General features: G+C 41.1%; 24 protein-coding genes. 17 read left to right on the top strand and 7 right to left on the bottom strand.

The annotated features are described in order from the left end of the window. Positions 1 to 175: 175 nt before the first annotated feature. The gene (metG, locus tag QZ488_RS06140; RefSeq protein WP_293746941.1) at positions 176 to 2,206 is read left to right on the top strand and encodes a methionine--tRNA ligase; all 2,031 of its coding nucleotides are present in this window, start codon (positions 176 to 178) and stop codon (positions 2,204 to 2,206) included. A gap of 268 nt (positions 2,207 to 2,474) precedes the next feature. On the opposite strand, the gene QZ488_RS06135 is transcribed toward metG (QZ488_RS06140), so the two are convergent. Next, complete coding sequence (locus QZ488_RS06135) at positions 2,475 to 4,997, bottom strand: TonB-dependent receptor (protein ID WP_293746940.1); 2,523 nt, start codon at positions 4,995 to 4,997, stop codon at positions 2,475 to 2,477. 103 nt (positions 4,998 to 5,100) lie between these two features. Between QZ488_RS06135 and QZ488_RS06130 the strand changes: the two genes are divergently transcribed. From QZ488_RS06130 to QZ488_RS06105, 6 genes are all read left to right on the top strand, one after another. Further along, positions 5,101 to 5,496, top strand: a complete 396-nt coding sequence (locus QZ488_RS06130; RefSeq protein ID WP_293746938.1) for a MerC domain-containing protein — start codon at positions 5,101 to 5,103, stop codon at positions 5,494 to 5,496. Positions 5,497 to 5,569: 73 nt separating this feature from the next. Beyond that, a complete protein-coding gene (locus tag QZ488_RS06125) occupies positions 5,570 to 6,166 on the top strand; it encodes a DUF2796 domain-containing protein (RefSeq protein WP_293746936.1) in 597 nt (198 codons plus the stop codon). 8 nt (positions 6,167 to 6,174) lie between these two features. After that, the gene (locus QZ488_RS06120; RefSeq protein WP_293746935.1) at positions 6,175 to 6,666 is read left to right on the top strand and encodes a Fur family transcriptional regulator; all 492 of its coding nucleotides are present in this window, start codon (positions 6,175 to 6,177) and stop codon (positions 6,664 to 6,666) included. A 94-nt stretch (positions 6,667 to 6,760) separates the two neighbouring features. Beyond that, on the top strand, positions 6,761 to 7,186 hold the full coding sequence (locus tag QZ488_RS06115; protein ID WP_293746934.1) for a MerC domain-containing protein: 426 nt from the start codon (positions 6,761 to 6,763) through the stop codon (positions 7,184 to 7,186). Between the two features lie 140 nt (positions 7,187 to 7,326). Then, complete coding sequence (locus QZ488_RS06110) at positions 7,327 to 8,958, top strand: HAD family acid phosphatase (RefSeq protein ID WP_293746933.1); 1,632 nt, start codon at positions 7,327 to 7,329, stop codon at positions 8,956 to 8,958. 38 nt (positions 8,959 to 8,996) lie between these two features. Continuing rightward, on the top strand, positions 8,997 to 10,373 hold the full coding sequence (locus QZ488_RS06105; protein WP_293746931.1) for an alkaline phosphatase PhoX: 1,377 nt from the start codon (positions 8,997 to 8,999) through the stop codon (positions 10,371 to 10,373). A gap of 12 nt (positions 10,374 to 10,385) precedes the next feature. On the opposite strand, the gene QZ488_RS06100 is transcribed toward QZ488_RS06105, so the two are convergent. Beyond that, positions 10,386 to 11,036, bottom strand: coding sequence for a DUF3299 domain-containing protein (locus QZ488_RS06100; protein ID WP_293746930.1), 651 nt, complete (start codon positions 11,034 to 11,036; stop codon positions 10,386 to 10,388). Between the two features lie 76 nt (positions 11,037 to 11,112). Here QZ488_RS06100 and QZ488_RS06095 point away from each other — a divergent pair, with 76 nt between their 5' ends. Continuing rightward, positions 11,113 to 12,123 carry a GTP-binding protein gene (locus QZ488_RS06095; protein ID WP_293746929.1) on the top strand — a complete coding sequence of 337 codons (1,011 nt, stop codon included), beginning with the start codon at positions 11,113 to 11,115 and terminating at the stop codon, positions 12,121 to 12,123. A 61-nt stretch (positions 12,124 to 12,184) separates the two neighbouring features. Here QZ488_RS06095 and QZ488_RS06090 read toward each other — a convergent pair whose 3' ends face one another. Together QZ488_RS06090 and QZ488_RS06085 are read right to left on the bottom strand one after the other, a co-directional pair. Next, the gene (locus QZ488_RS06090; RefSeq protein WP_293746928.1) at positions 12,185 to 12,655 is read right to left on the bottom strand and encodes a hypothetical protein; all 471 of its coding nucleotides are present in this window, start codon (positions 12,653 to 12,655) and stop codon (positions 12,185 to 12,187) included. A gap of 13 nt (positions 12,656 to 12,668) precedes the next feature. Next, positions 12,669 to 13,253, bottom strand: a complete 585-nt coding sequence (locus tag QZ488_RS06085) for a DUF3299 domain-containing protein (RefSeq protein ID WP_293746927.1) — start codon at positions 13,251 to 13,253, stop codon at positions 12,669 to 12,671. Between the two features lie 81 nt (positions 13,254 to 13,334). Here QZ488_RS06085 and QZ488_RS06080 point away from each other — a divergent pair, with 81 nt between their 5' ends. From QZ488_RS06080 to metG (QZ488_RS06070), 3 genes are read left to right on the top strand one after another with little or no spacing between them, the layout of a single operon-like run. After that, positions 13,335 to 14,063, top strand: coding sequence for an ABC transporter ATP-binding protein (locus QZ488_RS06080; RefSeq protein ID WP_293746926.1), 729 nt, complete (start codon positions 13,335 to 13,337; stop codon positions 14,061 to 14,063). Beyond that, positions 14,057 to 15,295, top strand: a complete 1,239-nt coding sequence (locus QZ488_RS06075; protein WP_293746925.1) for an ABC transporter permease — start codon at positions 14,057 to 14,059, stop codon at positions 15,293 to 15,295. The genes QZ488_RS06080 and QZ488_RS06075 overlap by 7 nt, the downstream gene beginning before the upstream one ends. Before the next feature lie 45 nt (positions 15,296 to 15,340). Beyond that, positions 15,341 to 15,664, top strand: a complete 324-nt coding sequence (metG, locus tag QZ488_RS06070) for a methionine--tRNA ligase subunit beta (RefSeq protein ID WP_293746924.1) — start codon at positions 15,341 to 15,343, stop codon at positions 15,662 to 15,664. A gap of 95 nt (positions 15,665 to 15,759) precedes the next feature. Here the strand turns inward: metG (QZ488_RS06070) and QZ488_RS06065 are convergent, their stop codons facing one another. Then, positions 15,760 to 16,530: a methyltransferase domain-containing protein gene (locus tag QZ488_RS06065; protein ID WP_293746923.1), complete on the bottom strand. Its 771-nt coding sequence runs from the start codon at positions 16,528 to 16,530 to the stop codon at positions 15,760 to 15,762. Between the two features lie 64 nt (positions 16,531 to 16,594). On the opposite strand from QZ488_RS06065, the gene gloB reads away from it, so the two are divergent. From gloB to QZ488_RS06045, 4 genes are all read left to right on the top strand, one after another. After that, positions 16,595 to 17,365 carry a hydroxyacylglutathione hydrolase gene (gene gloB, locus QZ488_RS06060; protein WP_293746921.1) on the top strand — a complete coding sequence of 257 codons (771 nt, stop codon included), beginning with the start codon at positions 16,595 to 16,597 and terminating at the stop codon, positions 17,363 to 17,365. A gap of 132 nt (positions 17,366 to 17,497) precedes the next feature. Further along, positions 17,498 to 19,159, top strand: a complete 1,662-nt coding sequence (locus QZ488_RS06055; protein ID WP_293746919.1) for a LysM peptidoglycan-binding domain-containing protein — start codon at positions 17,498 to 17,500, stop codon at positions 19,157 to 19,159. A gap of 24 nt (positions 19,160 to 19,183) precedes the next feature. Beyond that, positions 19,184 to 20,206, top strand: coding sequence for an ion transporter (locus tag QZ488_RS06050; RefSeq protein WP_366508986.1), 1,023 nt, complete (start codon positions 19,184 to 19,186; stop codon positions 20,204 to 20,206). After that, positions 20,193 to 20,651: an isoprenylcysteine carboxylmethyltransferase family protein gene (locus QZ488_RS06045; RefSeq protein WP_293746917.1), complete on the top strand. Its 459-nt coding sequence runs from the start codon at positions 20,193 to 20,195 to the stop codon at positions 20,649 to 20,651. Before QZ488_RS06050 ends, QZ488_RS06045 begins: the two co-directional genes overlap by 14 nt. 93 nt (positions 20,652 to 20,744) lie before the next feature. Here the strand turns inward: QZ488_RS06045 and cysS are convergent, their stop codons facing one another. Further along, positions 20,745 to 22,124, bottom strand: coding sequence for a cysteine--tRNA ligase (gene cysS / locus QZ488_RS06040; RefSeq protein ID WP_293746916.1), 1,380 nt, complete (start codon positions 22,122 to 22,124; stop codon positions 20,745 to 20,747). A 159-nt stretch (positions 22,125 to 22,283) separates the two neighbouring features. Here cysS and QZ488_RS06035 point away from each other — a divergent pair, with 159 nt between their 5' ends. Further along, a complete protein-coding gene (locus QZ488_RS06035; protein WP_293746915.1) occupies positions 22,284 to 22,778 on the top strand; it encodes a peptidylprolyl isomerase in 495 nt (164 codons plus the stop codon). 89 nt (positions 22,779 to 22,867) lie between these two features. Further along, positions 22,868 to 23,593 carry a UDP-2,3-diacylglucosamine diphosphatase gene (lpxH, locus tag QZ488_RS06030; RefSeq protein ID WP_293746951.1) on the top strand — a complete coding sequence of 242 codons (726 nt, stop codon included), beginning with the start codon at positions 22,868 to 22,870 and terminating at the stop codon, positions 23,591 to 23,593. 167 nt (positions 23,594 to 23,760) lie between these two features. Here the strand turns inward: lpxH and QZ488_RS06025 are convergent, their stop codons facing one another. Next, entirely contained in the window at positions 23,761 to 23,967 is a 207-nt protein-coding gene (locus QZ488_RS06025) for a cold shock domain-containing protein (RefSeq protein ID WP_007618104.1), read from the bottom strand. Positions 23,968 to 24,200: the final 233 nt, after the last annotated feature.

The raw sequence follows: 24,200 nt of genomic DNA, 5'->3' as shown, positions 1-24,200 counted from the left end.
AAGGCGAACTCACGGATTTTAAATTGGTTACTTAAACATTTTTCCTGTTCTTAATGCCAAATAACATGTGAAGGCTTAACTTTGTTTAACTGAAACCGAATTTCGTAATGCAATGAGGGCGTATTTTCGCTACTATTTGCGGCCTTTTTTAGAAATCGATTAAACATAAGTCACCATGCCCGAACAAACTCGCAAAATTCTCGTTACCAGTGCCCTTCCCTATGCCAATGGTTCTATTCATTTAGGCCACCTTTTAGAGCATATTCAAACCGATATCTGGACTAGATTTCAGCGAATGCGCGGTCATAGCTGTTACAGCGTATGTGCCGACGATGCTCACGGCACGCCAGTTATGCTCAAAGCTCAACAGCTTGGTATTACACCTGAACAAATGGTGGCACAAACCCGTGATGAACATCATCAGGATCTTATCGACTTTGGGGTAAATTATGACAACTATCATGTCACTCATTCAGACGAAAACAAAGAATTATGCGAGTTGGTGTATAACCGATTAAACGATGCAGGCTTTATTAGCAAACGTGTTATCAGTCAGTTGTACGACCCTGAAAAAGAAATGTTTCTACCTGACCGTTTTGTTCAAGGTACCTGCCCAAAGTGTGACGCAGAAGATCAAAATGGCGACAGTTGTGATGTGTGTAGTGCAACTTACGATCCCACTGAATTAAAAAACCCTCGTTCTGTGGTATCAGGCGCAGAGCCCGTATTACGCGATTCTGAGCATTACTTTTTTGATTTACCGCAGTTTCAAGACATGTTGCAAGATTGGTTGCAAAGTGGCGCAATTCAGCCAGAAATTGCCAACAAATTAAAAGAATGGTTTGAAGAAGGCATGCAGCAATGGGATATCAGCCGTGATGCGCCTTATTTTGGTTTTGAAATTCCTAATGCACCAGGCAAGTTCTTTTATGTATGGGTAGATGCCCCAGTCGGTTATATGGCCAGCTTTAAAAACCTGTGTGATAAAACAGACGGCTTAAACTTTGACGAGTATTGGAATAAAGATTCGGATGCCGAGCTTTACCATTTTATTGGTAAAGACATTACTTATTTCCACTGTTTATTCTGGCCAGCCATGCTTGAAGGCGCTGGGTTTAGAAAACCAACGGGTGTTAACGTACATGGTTTTGTTACGGTTAACGGTGCAAAAATGTCTAAATCAAAAGGGACCTTTATTAAAGGGCGTACTTATTTAGATCACCTTAATCCTGAATATTTGCGTTATTACTTTGCTTCAAAACTAAGTGATGCGGTGTCGGATATTGACCTTAACTTTGAAGACTTCGCACAAAAAGTCAATTCAGACTTAGTTGGCAAAGTGGTGAATATAGCTAGCCGCTGTGCGAGCTTTATTACTAAACGTTTTGACGGAAAGTTATCGAATAATGTGCTGGAACCAGAACTGGTTGCAGAATTTCATCAAGCACAAGCTAGTATCGCTGAGGCTTTTGAAAAACGTCAGTATCACAAGGCGGTGCGTGAAATCATGGCATTGGCCGACAAAGCCAACCAATTTATTGATACAAACGCCCCTTGGGTAACCATTAAAGACGAAAGCAAACAGCAATTTACCCATGACGTATGTTCGTTAGGTATTAACCTTTTCCGTATCTTAGTGGTCTATTTAAAACCTGTTGTACCGATCTTGGCCAGCCAATCTGAAACCTTCCTTAACGACGAACTCAATTGGGAAAGCTCACAAAGTGTCTTAACCGATCACCCAATCAATAAATTTAAAGCCCTGATGCAAAGGGTAGATATGGATAAAGTAAACGCCATGATTGAAGATTCAAAAGAAAACTTAGAGCCAACCGTACAACTTGATCCAAATAGCCCACTAGCAAAAGACCCTATTGCTGAAACGATCAGCTTTGAAGACTTTGCAAAAATTGATTTGCGTATTGCGCGTATTGCTAAAGCAGAACACGTAGAAAAAGCCGACAAACTGTTACGCTTAGAATTGGATTTAGGCGGCGAAACACGTCAAGTGTTTGCCGGTATTAAATCGGCCTATAAGCCTGAAGACATTGAAGGTAAATTAACGGTAATGGTTGCCAACTTAGCGCCGCGAAAAATGCGTTTTGGGATGTCTGAAGGAATGGTACTAGCAGCTGGACCTGGTGGTGAAGAACTTTGGATATTGCAACCTCATGAAGGTGCACAGCCGGGAATGAAGGTTAAGTAATAGAAAGCAAGTGAGACTCATAGTAGGAATAGGCAAGAGCTTACTATGATGCGAACTTGCTCCATTACTTATATATCTTAATAAAGTCTTCCACGTCAATGTGGCTAATAAAAAGTGTAGTGTGACCACTTGGGTAATATCGAAATTACCACCAAATTGTCTTCTTGGGAGCTTTTCAGCGTCACAAAAGCTTAGATAATAAAAAGCGTCTACATCTATTAAGGATGCAGACGCTTGCGCTGTATAAACACACTTTAGTTTAAGAAAGCTAGAAGTACCCTTTCACCCCAAGGCTAACATTTCTGCCAGGCCTTGGCGCTAAGTTTTTCAGATAGGAAGTATGCACACGTGCCTCTGTATCGGTTAGATTATTTCCTTTAAAGTAGACTGCCATATTATAGGCCGGTATGTCGTAAGACACATTTAAATCAAGCATGGTGTAACCGTTGGTTGAAGACTCATATTCCGCAGTATGCTCTTGCGATTGATAACGAGTGATGTTCAAGTGCCCGCTCAACTGCGTGTTTTTATAACTCAGCTTAGTGCCAAAACGCATTGGCGACGTTTGTGGAAGATTACCACCATCTTTGAGTCTGGCTCGGACAAAATCAGCAAATACTTCAGTTTTAAACGTGCTGTTCACTTGCCATGCAATTTGTGCTTCAAAGCCATTTAACACTACATCTTGTTGATTGAACACGAACAAGGGTAATTCATTTTCTTCGTCATCTGAGTGTTCGTCATCTGAGTGTTCTTCATCCGAATGTTCCTCTTCATCAGATTCTCCATGATCATGGGCTTCAACATGCACCACTAAACCACTGTCCTGCTGATACAAGTAGTTATCGATACTGTTATAGAAAACATTAAATATGAAGCCAACATCACCTTCTGTTTTACGGAAAGTCAGATCAATATTATTCGAGGTTTCAAGTTCGATTGTCATATTCGACAATTCAATGTGGGTTTCGTCGTCCTCTTCATGCAGTTCAAACAAAGCGCCTACTTCGTAAGTACCAGTACCTATGTGCGGACCAAACGAAAACAACTCTGCCGCTGAGGGTGCGCGCTCAGAACGGGAGACAGAAATACCAACATTGTACTCGGGAGCAAAACTCCAGACTGCACCAGCGGATAATGATATAGGCGTATAACTTTCATTAAACGCAAACGATGCGCCGCCATGTTCATCATCATGATCGTCATCGTGTTCATCATGCTCGCCTTCATGTTCGTCATCGTGCTCGTCTTCATGCTCTCCTTCAGCGTGCAACTCAATACTGGATAGCAGAACTTCATCGGCTTCCAAGGTTACCCGCTCAATACGTCCACCTAATTGCAATAAAACGTCACCGAAATGGCGCTCTTCCATTAAAGCTAACGCCAGCATGCTAGTGTCTGATGGAGGAGTGAAAGCTTCTTCGCCTACGGCTGAAGATTCACTGTGTTTGTAATGCAAGCTTAATCCGCCTCGCCACTCTTGAAAAGGTCGGTGCAGAGCGTCTATTCGAAATTCCTGCGTTTGGTTTTCAAATACAGTACCCGCTTGTCCTTCTTCAATTTCGGCGTGTTCGTAGTCTGTTAAACCGGCTCGTAATTTAATTTGATTGATAAAACTATTTTGCAGATCAAATTCACTTAAAAGCTGTACCCGCGTTTGTTTAAGATCGGCAAAAACATTCTCCTGTGAATGCTCTTCATCGTGCTCTTCCTCATGGTCTTCATCTTCGTGGTCTTCATCTGCGTGTCCTTCTTCGCCATGTGAATGGCCGGGAATACCGTATTGCCGATCAAGTTTTTCAACCGATAAACCCACAAAGCCATTCTCAAATAAGTAACTACCGCCAAAAGTGAAGCCGTATGACTCTTCGGAACTGTTTTCAACGGTATACTTACCACCGTGTTCTTCGTGCTCGTCGTGATCATCTTCATGAGATTCGGCTTCGACAGGTATTTCATAGTCGTCTGAGTCGCGTACAAAACCATCTGCATAAAATGCAAAGTTATCGGTGCCAGTAGTCAGATTAAATGATGCAAGTTTTTGGTCATCGACTGTGCTGGTTTGAACTAACCATTCGCCTCGTGTTTCGCTGTCAGTTGGTACACGGTTATCCACCACATTGACTACACCGCCAATGGCACCACTGCCATAAAATAAGGTGGCTGGACCGCGTAAAACCTCTATCCGTGTAGCAGTGGATGCTTCACTAGCGACGGCATGATCCGGGCCAATGCGTGATGCGTCGCTCACATCAAGACCATTTTGTGTAATCAATACTCTAGGCCCACTTAGCCCTCGAATTATTGGCGTACTGGATACTTTGGCATGAAAGCTAGAATGCACACCTACCAAACTATTCAAGGTTTCACCGATAGTCGCACTTTGCTCTCGACGCAATGCTTCTCCAGACAACACACTTACCGGCAAAGCAGATTCCATTGAGGATAAATGCAGTGGCGTCGATACAACATCTACCACTTCAATGGGAGAATTTTTTAACATGAATGAGATATTTTTCGTGCCAGCACTAGGTACATCAATATCTTGATGCAGGTGGGCAAAACCCGCTGCTGTAATATGCAGTTCGTTAACACCCGGACTCAATCCTTCAAACACAAAACGGCCACTTGTATCAACAATGGCCTCTATGCTGGAGCCTTCTAGCTTTACTTTTGCGCCTGCAATCGGCTCTCCAAAACTATTTTTTACTACTCCCTCTATGGATTGCGCAAACGCACTAGCCGGCAGCAGTGCAGCAACAATGACCGCTAATGATGAAACTTTAAACATTTTCCTACTCCACATTTGTTATGTTATAACATTTTACTTTAATCAATGTTATGTTATATTATAACAATAAGCTAATCAACCGCAGGGTTTGAAAGATTTGAAAATGACAAAGCTGCAAATGCTAAGTGATAAATTGGCGATAGGTTTTTCTATGGTATGTGTGGTGCATTGCTTGGTATTACCAATACTGCTTATATTACTGCCACCTTTTTCTGGATTATTTGCTTTAGATGACGAAATGTTTCACCAGTGGATGTTATACGCAGTTCTGCCTATCAGCATTGCGGCATTAATGATGGGCTACTTACATCACCGCAGTTATAAGGTTTTTCTAGTGGGCTCTATAGGACTCACGTTGATTATTATATCGACCACCTTAGGCCATGGTGTATTAGGCGAGGCAGGCGAAGTTGTTTTATCAATACTGGGCTCTATGATTATCGCTTATGGGCACTTTCGGAACTACCAATTAAGCCGCGTTAAACATGAAACTCAGTAAAATGTGCAGAAATGAAAGCTTAATCAATGCTGTCCTAAACACACTAATTATAACGTTGAAAAGGAGTAGTAACGTGACAACAATACGAACGAGTGTCGGTGTTTTTTCAAGCATCTTTGTGGTTTCTTGTCTATCTCTGGCCCGTGCTCAACATGCAAATTTAAGTGCACATGTGCATGGTGCGTCTGAACTTAATATCGTCATTGGAGGAAACAAACTCGAAATACAATTACGATCGCCGGCAATCAATATCCTTGGCTTTGAACATAAAGCGAGCACAGAGCAGCAAATTAGAAAAGTGAAACAATCAGAAGTAAAGTTGAATGACCACAACGCACTTTTTTCATTTTCTTCAGGAGGCTGCAGACTTACTCAAGCTAAGATAGACCTATCAGATTTAATCGAACACAAAACAACAGAAAAAGACGCTCACGATCACCACAAAAACGACCTTGACCATAGTCAGGAGCAGGAGGATGAGCATGGCGACCACAGTGAAATCGTCGCGCATTATTATTACGACTGTGAAGACATGGATGAGTTGTCGTCAATTTCCCTTGGTTTTTTTGATGTATTTCCTGCTATGCAGCAGATCAAGAGCATGTTGATAACAACATCTGGGCAAGGTGCGGCATCCCTTACCCGCAGCAATAAAACGATTACATTTTAGGTATCTTTATGAATAAGCTGGATGCAACCATTAACCAAGCAGAGCGACAATGTAAAGTTCATGGCACACGTTTGACCAATAAGCGAAAGCAGGTTTTGGCTGGTCTTTTAAAGTCTGCCAAAGCACTTTCTGCCTATGAACTGGTTGATTTTTGCAAAAAGGAATTTGGCGAAACAATACCTGCCATGACGGTCTATCGAATATTAGAATTTCTTGAGGAAGAAAATCTGGCGCACAAGTTAAAGATAGTGAACAAGTATGTTGCCTGTTCACACATTTCTTGTGGTCATAACCATCAACCGCAATTTTTAATTTGTACCCAATGTCAAAAAGTAGAAGAGATCAACGTTGACTATTCCATTATTCAAGCACTCGAAAACTATGTAATTAAAGCTGGGTTTCAGGTGGTTAACTCGAAATTTGAAATGGATTGTGTGTGTGATAAATGCAAAGAAGGTGCAATCAAACCAGCTGATATAAGGCGCAAGCTAGAAGTATAAATTAGCTTAGAAGAACAATCTTACTATGACAAACAACCATAACACTTAAACAAATGACCAGAGGAATAAAGATGTTAACCAGAGATACCCATTTATGAGTTCAAAGAAATTTTTTGCCGATAAACTTGCCATAGGTTTGTCGTTAACCTGTGCTATTCACTGCGTAACTTTGCCATTTTTATTGATTGTATTACCCAACTTTGCTGCGTTAAATTTGGATAATGAGGCGTTTCATGTATGGATGGTTGTTGCCGTTATCCCTACTAGTATCTATGCACTTTTTATGGGATGCAAGCAGCATAAAAGATACGAATTACTAAAATATGGATTCATTGGGTTAACCTTATTGGTTTTAGCAGTAGCGATGGGAGAAGAGGTAATCGGTGAGCTATGGGAGAAGCTACTCACTGTGGCTGGGGCCATGTTTGTTGCATACGGACATTATCGTAATTTTCAGTTGTGCCAAAATCAACAAAACTGTCAATGTGATGACCCAGAACATGATAATTCTCGTGTCTAACGCCTAACATTAACGGTGTATAAACACTTATTTAAGCTAATGCAAAGTGCTTGCAAACCCAGACGATCGTATTTGCATATCTTTGACTAAAATTTGTATTTATCACAGAAAATAACCAAGCTTGCACGGGAACAAAGATCATGAAAAACCTTTTAAGTATGGCGCTAGTCGTTTTGACTTGCACTGCTTGTTCGGCAACAAACAATAGCTATCTCACCGCAAAATCAGTCCCGTCGGTTAAGCCGATTACTGTTGATGAAATGACCTTAGCCACCTGGAATATTGAGCACCTTAGCTTTGCTGCCAAACTGGGTTGCAACCCCCGTAGTCAAGACGAAATTAATGCAATGAAAGCCTACGTAGACAGATTAGATGTTGATATTTTCGCTCTACAAGAGGTCGCTTCAAAACAAGCAATACAGCAAATTTTTGCCGCTGATGAATGGCAAATTATTGTATCTGATAGAGCGCCGAGTCGGACGTACACTTGCCGAGGCAGTGATAACCTGTCTACTCAACAAAAAGTGGCTTTTGCGGTTCGCAAACATATACCTATCTCAGCTAGCAAAAACTACGCTGATTTGGCGATAGACAGAGAAGGGTTACGTTATGGCTTGTCTGTGACTGTACCCACACCTAAGGGCGAGACAGAAATTCTTAATCTGCATCTTAAGAGCGGCTGCTTTGTGGATAACTATAGCCGAGCTGATTCAGAGGCCTGTCAGGTATTTGCCAAACAGGCACCGATTTTAGATGCATGGGTAGAAGCAAAAGAACGCGACCAACAGCCCTACATAATGCTTGGTGACTTCAACCATCGCTTAAGTGCACCTTATAATCAGCTTACCCAAGAGCTATTTGTTAATACCAATGGCAGCGCCTCTACGTTGTTTAACACCACAGCCAATTTGATAGGTTGCCATCCTTACTATCCGGCTCCTATCGACCATATTTTGGCGGGTGGTTTCCAGTCACCTTATGTCACGCTTCACTCGCAAACGCACAAGTTTGACAATATGAAAGTTGATGACATGTTGAGTGATCATTGTGCGGTCACTCTGTCGATTAGCTCACAACCTTTACCGCTTTCGCCAGCAGTAAGATGGTTAACCACCAGCAAAGAATACCAATTTCTCACTCAGGATATTTATCAACAAGCTAGCAGCACACTAGTACAACTATCCCCACAAAAAGATAGCTGGGTGGTGGTAATGGATGTAGACGAAACCATTCTAGATAATAGCCCTTATCAGGTATCGCTGGATAAAACGGGGGCTAGCTATATCCCTAAGACGTGGGAAAATTGGGTAAAACAAGCCTCAGCTGGTTTAGTTCCGGGCACTGCTGCCTTTATCCAAACAGTATTAGATAAGGGTGGCAAGTTGGCCCTTATCACCAACCGAGAAAAAGAGGTTGAGTCATACACATGGCAGAATTTACGCGTCTTGGGTTTACCACTTACCCCGAGCAATACCTGCTTGTTAGGTAGAGCCGAAGCAGATAAGCGTGCTATTGACGGCAAAGCTATGATAAATGACAAAGACTTACGCCGCCAACAAGTCGAGATGGGCAATGCACCTTGTTACCGCCCCAAAACATCATCTACAGGCACACAAGAATGGTCGCAATCGCAGCAAATATTGATGCACGTGGGCGATAATATTAAGGACTTTCCAAGCATTACTCAAGAAGATGCCGATATCGCTGATTTGTTGTTGCAGCAACCACGTACATTTATTTTATTGCCTAACCCCATGTATGGGTCGTGGTAACTAATTCTCTGGATTAAGATCTGGATTAGGAGAAGGTGATGCTTAATAGACGACAATTTAATCAAGGTTTAGTGGCCATGGCGTTTGGAGGCTTAGCATCACACCTGCATGCCTCACAATCTAGCTTGCAAACAACTGCTATGGCTCAAAATTCCGCATATGGGAAACTGATACCTGATCCTAATGCGTTATTAGACTTACCCTGTGGTTTTAATTATCAGGTTATCTCGCGTCTAGGAGACAAAATGCAGGATGACTTGGATGTGCCTGATCGTGCTGATGGTATGGGTTGTTTTTATCTTGATGATAAACGAGTGGTGTTAATCAGAAATCACGAAATCGCAGCCAATAAACTGATTAAAAAACATCATGGTGACAAGCAAGCTATAATGCTTGAGTTAGCCTATGACAACCTTGAGAATACTTATCCGTTGCCCGGCGGTACCAGCTCCATTGTTTACAATCTGCAGTCGAGACGTGTTGAACAGCAGTTTATGTCGCTAATCGGCACGATCCGCAACTGTTCTGGTGGTGTTACGCCTTGGGAAACATGGCTGACGTGCGAAGAGTCAGTGGATAAAGCAGACAAGATGATCAGTAAAGACCATGGATATGTGTTTGAAGTTCCCGCCAATGCCACCAAGATGGTGAATGCCATCCCTATTAAATCGATGGGCAGATTTAACCATGAAGCCGCTTGTGTTGACCCACGAACAGGCATTGTTTATATGACCGAAGATAGAAACGATAGCCTGATTTATCGTTATATCCCCAATCAAAAAGCTAATTTACAGGCAGGTGGTCGTTTGCAAGCATTGGTGATAACACAACAACCTAAATTCGATACACGTAACTGGCATTCAGAATCTATGCTATTAAACCAAGAAATGGCCGTTGAATGGATTGAGTTGGATCATCCTGAAAGTCCAGATGATGACCTGCGGTTACGAGGTTTTAACGCAGGAGCAGCGCTGTTTGCAAGAGGCGAAGGCATACATTGGGGTGATAACGAACTATATTTTTGTTGCACTAATGGCGGTGCAAAAAAATTGGGACAAATTATGCGTTACGTACCTTCTTTAGTCGAAGGTAGTCCAAGTGAAAACAAGCGTCCGGGCAAACTGAGTTTATTTGTTGAAAGTGCATATCCACAAGCTATGAATTTTGCAGATAATGTTACCGTAGCGCCTAATGGCCACTTAATTGTGTGTGAAGACCAATATACTGATCACAAAGAAAATCATATCAAAGGTGTAACACCAGATGGAAAAACCTATGATTTAGCCCGCGTAAAATTGCAAACCGAACCTGCCGGTGCTTGTTTTTCGCCAGATGGGCGTACCTTGTTTGTTAACTTATATTCCCCGACTACTACTGTTGCCATAACCGGCCCTTGGGATAAATTTATAAGTTAACTTCAAGAAAAACTAATGCATACGGAAGTTATCTGGCTGGTCATAAAACCTTTCTACCGTCAATAAATCCAAGCTGTATGCTGAGGTGCCTAATGGGTCTTCATACAAGCCTTTTTTGAGAATGCCCGAAATTGTGTATGGCATTTGAAAATCGGATGCTGGCATGCCATTAGGAATGGTCACATAAATCAGTTGATTAGGTGGTGGCGGAGGGTAATGGAGACAGGCTCCAAAATAAGGAACTAAAAAAAAGCTAGTCATATTTATATTCTCTTGCACATCGATAGGCACTATAAACCCTGATATCGATATCGCTTTGTCGAGAAAGTTTTCAACGATATTAGTTGACTGCAACGTCGCTTGATAGGTTCGATCTGTAGTCGCTTGCAGAGACAACAGCACTTGATCCGTTAAGTCAGTTGGCAAGTTTTGCTGGTAACGACTTAATATTTGCTTTTCCTCTGCGGGTAACAGTTCACTCCATCCAATGGACATGGGCGGTACAGCAGAAAAACCTTGGGTATTGGTAGCGTTATTTGCTTCATAAAGTGGAGGTTCATCAATAACAATACGTTCTATACAGCGCAAAATCGTTTTTGAGTGCTGCCCTGCCCACACACCACATAGCAGAAATATAATTAGAATAATAAGGGACTTAATCATGGGTCTCAGAACAGTAATGATATAACATAACAATACTAAAGAATCCTGACAGCATACATCAATTAATTGGAAACCCATGGAAAAATTGACCTCACAAACACTGCCAATACCCACTAACATAATTACGGGCTTTTTGGGTGCAGGAAAAACCACGCTTATCCAACATTTATTAACACTCAAACCTGCCAACGAAAGATGGGCTATTTTAGTCAATGAGTTTGGTGAAATTGGCATTGATGGTGCATTTTTTAAAGGCCGTCCAGAAAACAATATTTATGTACGAGAAGTGCCCGGCGGTTGTATGTGTTGTACATCAGGTTTGCCCATGCAAATCGCGCTAAATCAATTAGTATCTTATGCCAAGCCCCATCGGCTGATCATTGAGCCGACTGGCTTAGGTCATCCAAAAGAAGTGTTGGCCAGTTTACAGCAAGCTCATTATCAAGATACATTCTCTATCAACAGCACACTCACGCTGGTTGATGCTCGCTTGGTCACAAAGGAACGTTATAGCCAACATCAAACTTTTAGGGAGCAGTTGGAAATTGCTGATCATATTGTGGCAACTAAAGCGGACCTTTATGAGGAGAATGATCAGGCCAATCTAACCGAGTATCTTAATCAATTAGATTTAGCCGCAACACCACTGACCGTTTTGGATAACAACAAAATTCCATTATCCATGCTGTCTTCTAAAACGAAGTTTAAGCTGCCTGAGACTAGCCATCATGAGCACGGCGCCAGTGCTGAATTAATGGATATAGAAGAAGAGTTATCAAACCATAGCACAGTAAAAGTGAGTAATGCTAAAGATGACTTCTATTCTTGTGGCTGGGCATTTCGCCCCGACAAAGTGTTCGATTTCAGGCAAGTAATGAATGAACTAACGACCTTGGATGTATATCGATTAAAAGCCGTGATGATAACCGACAAAGGCATTTTTACCTTTAATAAGCTCGATGAAGTGCTAAGTTGTAACGAACTAGATGAAAGTATGGACTCACGACTTGAGGTCATCACCACAGGACAAATAGCACTTAACCAAATCGTCGATATCTTGGAAAATACACTTTTTGCAGAGAAGTAAGTGTTCAAAACCCATAGCATTTTTTTCAAAACACACTTTGGGGTATCAATCTGCGAGTCGATTAGATTGAGCGCACTGTAATATGGCGTTCTTCATCGACTGAACTTGCATCACTTAATCCGGTAATGTGCACTTTAATATGCTGATCGCCAATTTCCTTAGGAGTGAAGTGTAACTTATAAACCCCACTGGATTTCGTCAATATAACCTCTGAATCTTTAAACAAATCGATATCTTTATCGCTACTAAACTGAAGTTTGACGTTTATAAATGAGCTGGGTACTTGATATGAGATTGCCAATACTGAGGGCGAACCATTAGGTACAGATAAAAAACGGTCGTGAGTAATATTTAATTTTGCAGTGCTATGTTGATTTCTATCCATTTCATTGCGATCAAGCATTGAAAAACGTGGGCCAAATGGGCTAAATCCATAGCCACCTGAGCCATGTAAATCACAAGCGAATGCTGGCGATAACATGGCCTGAATGCACACCATAGCTATGATAAAAAAGCGTCGTTTAATCGTCATTTAAATTCTCCAATTACGGTTCTTGATATGGAATAACTTGATGTAGTGTCATTGAATAGGCCGATAAGCCGGTTTCTGTTTCGATGATTTTAAGTGCCAAACGGCCTTCGAACCAAAACGGGTCGTATAAATTTTCTAGCTCAATTCCTTCATTCACAACAACATGAATAATTTGGTTAGGTGGTGGAGGTGGCATATGTAAACATGCACCAAAATACGGGACAATAAAAAATTCCGTCACCATTCTTTCATTTGCGCTCTCAAGAGGTACTATAAAGCCAGGTATACGAATGGACTTTCCATCATATTCGCTGACCACTGTGGTAGACACAAGCGCTTCTTGGAATCGTTTACCTTGGGCATCTAATTTCGTGTTTTTTTGCAATAAATTCACCGAATCTTGATCCGAGCCATCTGCGATATCGTTAAGAAAATCAGGTGGATTAAGCAGCGCGTCCAGATCATCTTTTGGGATTAAGGCTACCCAGTCAATTGTTTGGAAGTTCTGATCTTTTTCTGGCAAGTTGGCGTTGGCCAAAGAGATAAGCAAGGGAAGCAATAAAAAACCCAGCCCTGCTTTGCCGATGTACGATTGCATAATCAAAATAAATTACTCAATATTTAAGTTGTGTAATGTTATAACATATCTATCATGGGTTAGCGAAGAAATGAACAGCATATGCAGTTAAACGAAAATTCCACGAGTGTGACGGGTAGAGTAACGTCTCAGCCACTGTCGATCGAAGTTGAAAATCTACAACATGGTTATACTAGAGGCAGTATCGATTTGAAAATTGAGAACTGGCAAATACAGCATGGGGATAATGTGTTTTTGCATGGTGAATCGGGGTCGGGTAAAACCACTTTGTTGAATTTGATTGCAGGTATTTTGACTCCCCAGACAGGCGAAGTGAGACTATTGGGCCAAACTTTTTCTGGCCTTTCTGCCCGTAAACGAGATCAATTTAGAGCCCGGCATATAGGCGTGGTTTTCCAGCAGTTTAATTTGATCCCCTACTTAACCGTGCTGCAAAATATTATGGTCGCCGGGTATTTTGCTAAAAAGTCTGACGATATTGAACGCCGTGCTACGCAATTACTAACAGAGTTAAAGCTACCCACGAGTATTTTACAGCAGCAAGCCAGTCAACTCAGTGTTGGGCAACAACAAAGAGTTGCGATAGCCCGGGCTTTGATTAATCAACCTGAATTATTAATTGTAGATGAACCAACTTCTGCACTTGACGCAGCAGCAAGAGATACCTTCATGCGTATCCTATTAGGCATTTGCCAGTCTAAGCTCACTACCCTACTTTTTGTTAGTCACGATATGAGCTTAAAGCGCTATTTTTCGTCCAGTATTGATATTCATTCACTGAAGCAGTCACAGGGGTCAACTGTATGTTGATGTCTTTGGCGGTAAGTAGCCTTAAAAATAGACGTAAATCGATTTTACTGACTTTTCTCAGTCTTCTGATCAGCATCAGTGTGTTGCTTGGTGTGGAGCACATAAGACAACAAGCAAAAGAGAGTTTTAGTCGCACTGTATCCGGTGTTGATTTAATAGTAGGGGCGCCTAGTGGGCAGCTTAATTTGTTGCTTTACTCCGTGTTTAGAATGGGCAGTCCCACTAACAATATCAATTATGAAAGCTTTCAAGTTCTGCAAAATAATCAACAGGTTGAGTGGGCTATCCCAATCTCATTAGGTGATTCACATCATGGTTTTAGAGTGATTGGCACTACCCAAGACTACTTTACTCACTTTAGATATGGCAAAAAACAATCGCTAGAATTTGTGCAGGGACAGGCTTTTTCTAGTCTTTTTGAGGTAGTGATAGGCATTGACGTGGCGAAAGAACACAACTACCAAGTGGGTGACGAAATAGTGGTCGCCCATGGTGTGGGTTCAGTCAGCTTTATGCATCATGACGACACACCTTTTGTAGTCAGTGGCATACTTAAACCAACAGGCACACCCGTTGACAAATCATTACATGTGACGTTAGAAGCGATTGAAGCCATTCATTTATCTCCGGCTAAGCTCAGGCAACTCATAAACGATGTCGATGCCATCGACTTGAGCCCAAACAATGTAACCGCGGTGATGTTAGGTTTAAAATCTAAGTTCGCTACTTTTACCTTGCAACGAAATATTAACAGTTATGCAGACGATCGGTTGATGGCTATCTTACCTGGCATTGCCATGTCAGAACTGTGGAGCATGATGGAAAATTTTGAAAACTTACTGCGGGTAATTAGTATCTTGGTGCTATTTGCCTCATTGTTTGGCTTGTCTACTATGCTGCTAGCATCGATGGATCAGAGAAAATCAGAAATTGCGGTGTTACGGGTACTGGGTGCAGGACCGGGCGTGATTTTTTCTTTGGTACTGATTGAAGCATTAATTTTAGTGAGTTTTGCTATCGTTGCATCGGTGATGACCATTAGCCTAGCCTTAGCCCTTTTGGGAGACTGGCTGGCATCAGAATATGGCCTTTTTCTCAGTGCTAACTTGTTGTCTATGGAAGCATTGACGGCAATTGGGATCGTCTTTATCGCGTCTATTATTACCTCGACTATTCCAGCTTTTGAAGCTTATAAAAATGCTCTGCATTCCACTTTATCCGCTAAAAATTAAAATGACGCTCAGCGTAGTTAAAGTTATAAAAGGCAAAACAGTTATGTGGTAATTAATAGAGAACTTGCAAAAATTGATTTGCGTATTGCGCGTATTGCTAAAGCAGAGCACGTAGAAAAAGCCGACAAACTGTTACGCTTAGAATTGGATTTAGGCGGCGAAACACGACAAGTGTTTGCCGATATTAAATCGGCCTATAAGCCTGAAGATATTGAAGGCAAATTAACGGTAATGGTTGCCAAGCTAGCACCGCGAAAAATGCGTTTTGGGATGTCTGAAGGAATGGTACTAGCAGCTGGACCTAGTGGTGAAGAACTTTGGATATTAAACCCAGATGAAGGCGCGCAACCGGGAATGAAAGTTAAGTAAATAAAGCTACCTTTTGTTTGAGGTTAACAATTCGTTGTTAGCCTCACAAAAAATTAAAACCTGTAAACCACTGTATTCACAGTGGTAATCACGCGCTATTTGTTTACTGGTTTCCAAGGTGCTTCAACTTGCATCGCACCGCTTCTAACACTTGCTCCTAAGGTGGAAAACTTAGGGTTGGCTTTCCACTTAGGTTTGATCATCGATAATGGAATAACTCTTTTTCTGGCGACGATAATATACATGCTGGTTAATAACGACAAATATTGGTGACACCAGCTATTCCATTTAGAGTCCCCCATCAGTTTTCGCTTTAGAAATAACTCATTAAACAATAAGTGTTTTACATCAACTATTTCAAATCCTAATAACTGCAGCCAATCTTTTACCCTAGCGCAGCTAAAAAAGCGGGCATCGTGTAAAATGTTGCCTTTGTTCATGGGTAGATATTTAAATAAGCCACATAGGCTAAACGGATTAAAACCAGTAATGACCAAATAACCATTGGGCATAATAGTTCTATCCACTTCTCTCAGTATTTGATGAGGATCTTTAGCAAAATCTAACTCGTGAGCCAACAAAAATGCATCAACACTGTTCTCACTTAATGGTAAATCTGTAGGCGTGCCAATTAGGTGGGTGTAAGTTTGCATATTGGAAGTGATATTCACTTGATGTGTTATCGGGCAAGTCGAACATTCAATTTGACTACTTAAATCGCCTAAACGCACTAAGTGATAACCAAAAAACTTGCTGCAAATTTCGGCTATTTCTTTTTCAATCAGAGACTTAAGCTCATCACCTAAAGGTAAATCTTGCCATAACTCTGGTTTGGTTGGATGGTTTTTGATTAACGCTGATTTCATAAAATTTATGGTACTCTAAAAGTATGAAACTGTTAATCCCCATGTTTATGACTGGAGACACAATATGTCTATAAACGTATTCCCCATCAAAGCATTTAATGATAATTATATTTGGTGTCTGCGTAACCAAACTCACTGCGTTGTGGTAGATCCCGGCGACGCAGCACCGGTTTTAGCTTATTGCCAAGACAACCAACTTATTCTTTCAGCGATTTTAATTACTCATCATCATTGGGACCATACAGGTGGCATTGATGCTTTGTTAGCAGCCTTCCCTGATATTCCAGTGTATGGCCCGCAAAACAAAAATATCCAACAAATTACCCATCGCTTATCCGATGGTGATGACATTGAGCTGGCGTTACTTGGCGTTAAATTCTCAGTTCTAGAAGTACCTGGGCATACCTTAGACCACATAGCCTACTATGGTGATACAGGTCTGTTTTGTGGGGATACATTATTTTCTGCTGGTTGTGGTCGCTTATTTGAAGGCACACCCGATCAAATGTTTCATTCGTTAGCTAAGTTAACGGCACTTCCAGCTGATACTGCTGTCTATTGTACCCACGAATACACTATGGCGAATATTGCATTTGCTGAGGCTGTAGAACCGAATAACCAAAAATTAACTGATTACAAAAATTGGGCAAACCAACAACGAGAGAGAAACAATCCAACTTTGCCATCTAATATTGAGAAGGAGATGGCGATAAATCCGTTTTTACGTTGTCATAGCACTGAGTTGGTGACAAATGTAAGCCATAATTTGGGAGCCACCTTGACATCTGAACAGGCCACCTTTGCTGCATTAAGAAGCTGGAAAGATAATTTTTAACGGGTAATGCTAATCCATATAGATATCTATATAGATTGGTATAAAATAAGCATTTAAGGCAACGTATACATGCCAAACCTGCTCATAAGATAAAAAAAAATCACAGCAGACAATAATAAAAAAGGAAATACATTGCGTTTACATACACTCCTATCACTCGCCTTAATTGGTACTTTGTCAGCCTGTAATGCGACAACACACAGTGATGGCCAAGCCAGTCAGCTTGAACAAGAACATCAAATCGCCGAGCAAATTTTAGTATCGTGTGAAGAATCTAAAGAGCAAGCAGAAGACCACTTTGATTGTGAGTCAGCCCAATCAGGCACCATACCTATTACTCACCCAGTTGAACCAATCGAAGTAGCCGTTGAAGTGCCAGAAAAAGTAGCCGAGGCGGCTGCTGAAGAGGAAATTAAAGATCTATGGCAAAGAGTTCGTAGCCAGCTTAGATTTACGTTTGACGATAACAAACGCATTGCTGCACAACGTAATTGGTACCTTAAACACCCTAGCTATATGAAACGCGTGGCAGTTAGGGCCAAACCTTTTTTGCACTTAATAGTCGAAAAAATTGAACAGCAAAATATGCCTATGGATCTAGTATTATTGCCCATAGTAGAAAGTGCTTTCGACCCATTTGCCTATTCTCATGGTCGTGCAGCTGGCATGTGGCAGTTTATCCCTTCTACTGGTAAACGTTTTGGCATGAAACAAACATGGTGGTACGACGGCCGCCGTGACGTAATGGCATCAACCCAAGGTGCCATCGATTACTTAAATTATTTAGTGAAAATGTTTGATGGTAATTGGTTACACGCATTAGCCGCCTACAACAGCGGAGAAGGACGTGTACAAAGAGCTATCAGAAAGAACAAGAAAAACGGTAAACAAACTGATTTTTGGCATTTGGATTTACCCAAAGAAACCCGCGCATACGTGCCGAAACTTCTGGCTCTTGCCGACATACTCGCTAACGGTGACAAGTATAATTTTGACTGGCCAGAAATTGATAATATCCCTTTGACTCAAGAAGTAGCAGTAGGCTCGCAAATCGATTTAGCCTTAGCCGCTGACATGGCCGGACTCACAGTCAAAGAGTTGCATGCTCTTAACCCTGGATACAATCGCTGGGCAACTGATCCAAATGGCCCCTATAATTTATTATTACCAATAGATAGAGTTGAAAACTTCACTGATGAACTTGCCAAAACAGACAGTTCACAGCGATTAAACTGGGTCAGACATCAAGTAAAAAGTGGTGATAGTTTATTAAAACTTGCCAAGAAGTATCACACTACTACCGATATCATAAGCCAAGTAAATGAACTAAAAAGCAACGTGATTATTGTCGGTAATCACCTGATCATTCCGGTGGCGCTAAAATCCTTAGATTCTTATTCTTTGTCGCAAGATCAACGCTTAGCCAAAACCCAGTCGAAAAAAAGTGGTGCATACAAACTTAATCATATTGTAAAAAGTGGTGATACGTTTTGGGATCTTAGTCGTGAGTACAAAGTCAATTTACGTCAATTGGCAAAGTGGAATGGCATGGCACCAACAGATACTCTACGCCCAGGCAAAAAGTTAGTTGTGTGGGTCAATAACGTACAACGCAAAGATGCAGTGATGCGCTCGCTAACTTACACAGTCCGTAACGGTGATTCACTTGCCCGTATTGCCGGGAAATTTAAGGTCAAAGTGACAGATTTACAGAAATGGAATCAAAGTAAACTGAAAAAATATTTACAGCCTGGACAAAAATTGAAAATTTTTGTTGATGTAACCCGTACTTAATAGATAAAAACGGCTGCTTTATTAATGCTTAATTTCAGTTATTCCAAACTTAAATCCAGCCATGAAGGCCCATGGATAATGGTCGACCTGATAATGCTAGGTTTACTATTCATCAATTTGGTCTGGCTGTTATTTGATGGTTTATTTGCTACTCAAGCATTTAAAGCCGTCTTATCTAGTCTAAGTCCAAATATAGTGCAGGGTTATGCTCCGATTCATGAAAACTTTGTATTGTATGACCTAGCCTTTGTTGTTGTTTTTCTAACTGAGTTTTGTGTTCGTTGGGTGGCAGCACTAGTCCGCAAGACATATATGCGCTGGTATTTTTTTCCCTTTATTCATTGGTACGATTTAATCGGTTGTATTCCTTTGGGCGGAGCAAGAATATTCCGGTTTTTACGGATTATTTCAATTTTTTATCGATTGCAAAAATATGAAATTATCGATTTACGCAATACGGCTATTTATCGGTTTATCCTATTTTATTACGACGTATTTGTTGAAGAGCTCAGTGATAGAATTGTGGTTAAAGTGTTATCTGATGCGCAAAAAGATATCGCTGCCGGCTCTCCATTAATAGAAGATATTAGTCAACAGGTCTTGGCTACTCGTTTGCCAATTTTGACTCAGTGGTTATCGTCGATAATGGTGCATATTGGTGAGTCAATCGAACACAACGCTCATGGTGAATCAGTACGCAGTCATGTCCAGAAAAGTGTAGGTAAAGCAGTACGCAGTAACTCTCAGGTTTCCACTTTAAAATTGGTACCCGTGTTAGGTAGCACAATTGAAAAAACACTCGAGCAATCGGTCACTGATATTGTGACACAATCGATTATTAACCTACTAAAAGACATCACACCAGAAAAAATAGATGATTTTGTCGAGCATGGCTTGGGCCGTTTTTCCAGTGAAGACCACATGTTAGATCAAGAAGTGTTATTGATAGTTAACGAGTGTTTAGAGCTAGTTAAACAACATGTGTCACAGCAACGCTGGAAAGATTCATTTAACGCACAAGATATACCCGCAGATGAAATCCCTTGAGCTGAAAGTCCATCCCCCCATAGTGTTAGCCCTTTGCCTTGGTTTGGTATACGGACTAAGCCACTATTTGCCAATATTAGCCATACCAACCCTATTGTCTGACCTGTATTTGTATATTGGGCTAACTGGGGTATTAGTCGCGTTGGCGGGTATCTGGGAGTTTCGAAAAGCCAAAACAACTATCAATCCTACTAAGCCAGAAAAAACCAGTCACTTGGTGTTGAGTGGTATCTATCGGGTGACGAGAAACCCTATGTATTTGGGTATGCTGTGTATCATTATTGCGGCGATTTTTAAATTTGCTAACTTCTACGGTGTTATCGCCCTTCCCTGTTTTATGCTTTACATCACACAATTTCAAATAAAACCTGAAGAACGCATTATCGAAGGTATTTTTGGTGAGCAGTACGTGTTGTACAAAAAGAAGGTTAGGCGCTGGCTATAACTGGATAGCTTTCAAGTCAGCAACCAATAAACCAGAATAAGGCAATGAGAGAGCCTCATTGCCAATACTGTATAGACTACACCTCTAACTATTCTAACTTCTGCGCCAAGTAGTGCCGTTTTCTCCATCTTCTAATACCACTTTTAAGGCATTCAACGCATCTCGAGCTGCATCAGCAGCAGCCCAGTCTTTATTAGCTCGCGCATCGTTACGGGCTTTGATCAAGGCTTCTATTTCGGCCACATCATCTTGCTCGCCACTTGCAGAGCCTTGCAAAAACTCATTCGGTGATTGTTGTAAAATGCCCAAAATGTCTGCCAGTTTTATCATTACACCGGCTAAATCAGACGCCTGTTGTCCTGCAGATTTATTGATTTCTTTGGCTAAATCAAATAACACTGCAAAGGCTTCGGGTGTATTAAAATCATCATCCATTGCTTGGTTGAAACGAGTTTGATAATCCCCCATTGTAATATCTACGTCCATATTGGGCGTAATGTCGCGTAAGGCGGTATATAAACGCTCCAAAGAAGCACGGGCTTGTTGGATAAAACTATCTGAATAACTTAACTGGCTACGGTACTGAGCGGACATCAAGAAATAACGCACAGTTTCGGCATCGTACACATCTAATACATCGCGCAAGGTAAAGAAATTGCCTAAAGACTTAGACATTTTTTCTTGATTCACCTGCACCATACCTGTGTGCATCCAATAATTCACATAAGGCGTGTCGAAAGCACAGCAGGACTGAGCCACTTCGTTTTCATGGTGAGGAAAGATCAAATCAGAACCGCCACCATGGATATCGAAATGTTCACCCAAATGTTTGTGGTTCATCGCTGAACATTCAATATGCCAACCAGGACGACCATTACCCCAAGGAGATGACCAAAATGGTTCACCCGGTTTAACTGATTTCCACAACACAAAATCTAATGGGTCACGTTTTTCATCGACTACTTCAACTCGGGCGCCAGAGTTAAGCTGATCTAGGTCTTGTCGTCCCAACTTTCCGTAATCGGCATAGGTACTCACTTCAAACAACACGTCACCACTTGGCGCTTGATAAGCATACCCTTTATCAATAAGGCGCTGAATCACGTTAATAATTTCAGGGATGTGGGTGGTAACGCGAGGCTCTACATCAGGCTCAATCAAACCTATAGCAGCAAAATCTTGGTGCATACGGTTTATGGTTTTTTCAGTAAATTGTTCTGCTGTTAAACCTTGCTCATTCGCTCTTGAGATGATTTTATCGTCTACATCTGTAATGTTGCGAACATACTTCACTTCAAGTCCACGAGAGCGCATATAGCGAACCATTAAATCAAAACTCAAGTAAGTACGGGCATGTCCAACATGGCATACGTCATAGACTGTAATACCGCATACATACAACCCCACCTTACCTGCTTGCAATGGTTTAAATTGCTCTTTCTGTCGGGTTAGAGTGTTGTATATATGTAACATTGAATCAAAATCCTCTGATGAGTGAATACAAAAAAAGGGATTCTATCACCCAGAAACCTGTGCTGCATCTGCCAATCGCCCTTAAAGCCTTAAAAAACCTTCAGTTTTAAGCTAGAATGCGCGTGTTATTTTTTATTTTGCTAATTGAGGATCTATTTCATGGTTAAAATCCATACCAATTATGGCGTTATCACTCTGACTTTGTTTGCCGACAAAGCACCTCTTACTGTTGCCAACTTTTTGGACTACGTGAAAGAAGGTTTTTACGACAACACCATTTTTCACCGGGTGATTGACGGTTTTATGATCCAAGGCGGCGGATTTGAACCGGGCATGGAACAAAAAGAATGCAAAGATACTATCCCAAACGAAGCAAATAATGGATTAGCCAACAACCTTGGCACAGTAGCTATGGCTCGCACCAATGAACCACATTCAGCTACCGCTCAGTTTTTTATTAATGTAGGCGACAACAGTTTCTTAAACTTCCGCAGCGAAAGCGGTGATGGTTGGGGTTACTGCGTATTTGCTGAAGTGTCTGATGGCATGGATGTCGTTGAAAAAATTAGAAGTGTTGCTACTGGAAATTCTGGCTATCATCAAGACGTGCCTGAAGAAGATGTTGTTATTCAAAAAGCTGAAATAGTCGAATAACAAGCAAAAGGCTAGAGAGTCGAATTTATCAAACAACTCAACTCTCTTGCCACTTCTTATCAACATCCAACATTCTGTCTCATTAAATGATCCCTTTTACTTACTTTATTTCCGACCTACATTTATCCGCACAAAGAGATGATATTAATCAATGTCTGTTTACGTTTTTGCGTGATCAAGCACCTCAAGCTGATGCTTTATACGTATTGGGCGATTTGTTTGAAATATGGATTGGTGATGATGATGAAAATTGTTTTACCTTAAGCATAGCGAAGGCATTTAAAACCTTAAGGGAATCTGGCGTGCCGGTATATTTTATACATGGCAATCGAGACTTTTTAATCCGACAGCGCTTTGCTAAAAAAGCCGGCTTCACACTATTACCAGAACAAGTGGTCATTGATTTATACGGTGTACCCACCCTTATAATGCATGGCGATGAACTTTGCACCAAGGACACTGACTATCAAGCTTTTCGTAAAAAGGCACGCAGTTGGTGGTGGCCAAAAATCATATTGAGTATGCCTTTATCGACTCGTCGAAAGCTCGCTCAAAAAGGTCGAGCCACGAGCAAACAAAAACAGTCCATGCTGAGTGATGAGATTATGGATGTCACGCCTCAAGAAGTGACCAATCAGATGCAACAGTTTTCGGTTAAAAGGCTCATTCACGGGCACACCCATAGGCCAGCCATTCATGATCTAATACTAAATGATCAACCAGCTCAGCGTATCGTTCTAGGTGATTGGTATGAGCAAGGAAGTATTCTCAAAGTGTCTGAAGATGGTATCGATTTAACATCAATGAATTTGTAGTTTTTAAATTTTAATATCGATAACTCAAAGAAATCATTGAGATAGATAAAATATACTGGAATGTAACGAACTAGAGAGGGGAATCAAATAGCGAGGATCTTAACAAAATGTTTGTTAAGATCCGGTTCAAGCTACGAACCTAAATCGCTAGTTTTAAAAGTGGTTTCTTATAAAGGAACTACTTTATTTGCGCATGGGCCTTTTTGACCTTCGCCAACTTCAAACTCAACAGCTTGGCCGTCAGTCAAAGTAGCGTAACCGCCACCAGCTTGAATTTCTGAATGGTGAACAAATAAGTCTTTGCTTCCGTCTTCTGGAGCTATAAAACCGAAACCTTTATCTGCATTGAACCACTTTACTGTACCTTTACTCATTTTGAACTCTCTTCTTATAGTGAAAAATTTAATACTGACTGCGTTATCACCATCACGCAAACAGATATAGAATATCGAGGCGTAGCTTAACAGCTTAGTTACAAAATGTCGGAATAATTTGAACTTTAATGACTAAATAATTGATTAAGTCCAAATATCCACACAATAAAGTACTAAAAACCCCTTAAAACTCATAATAAATACTTGCCAACTAAGATTACACATGTAATCCT

It is taken from the genome of uncultured Paraglaciecola sp., assembly GCF_913020055.1.
Taxonomy (GTDB): Bacteria; Pseudomonadota; Gammaproteobacteria; order Enterobacterales; family Alteromonadaceae; genus Paraglaciecola.
This window is presented reverse-complemented; position numbering and strand designations above follow the sequence as displayed.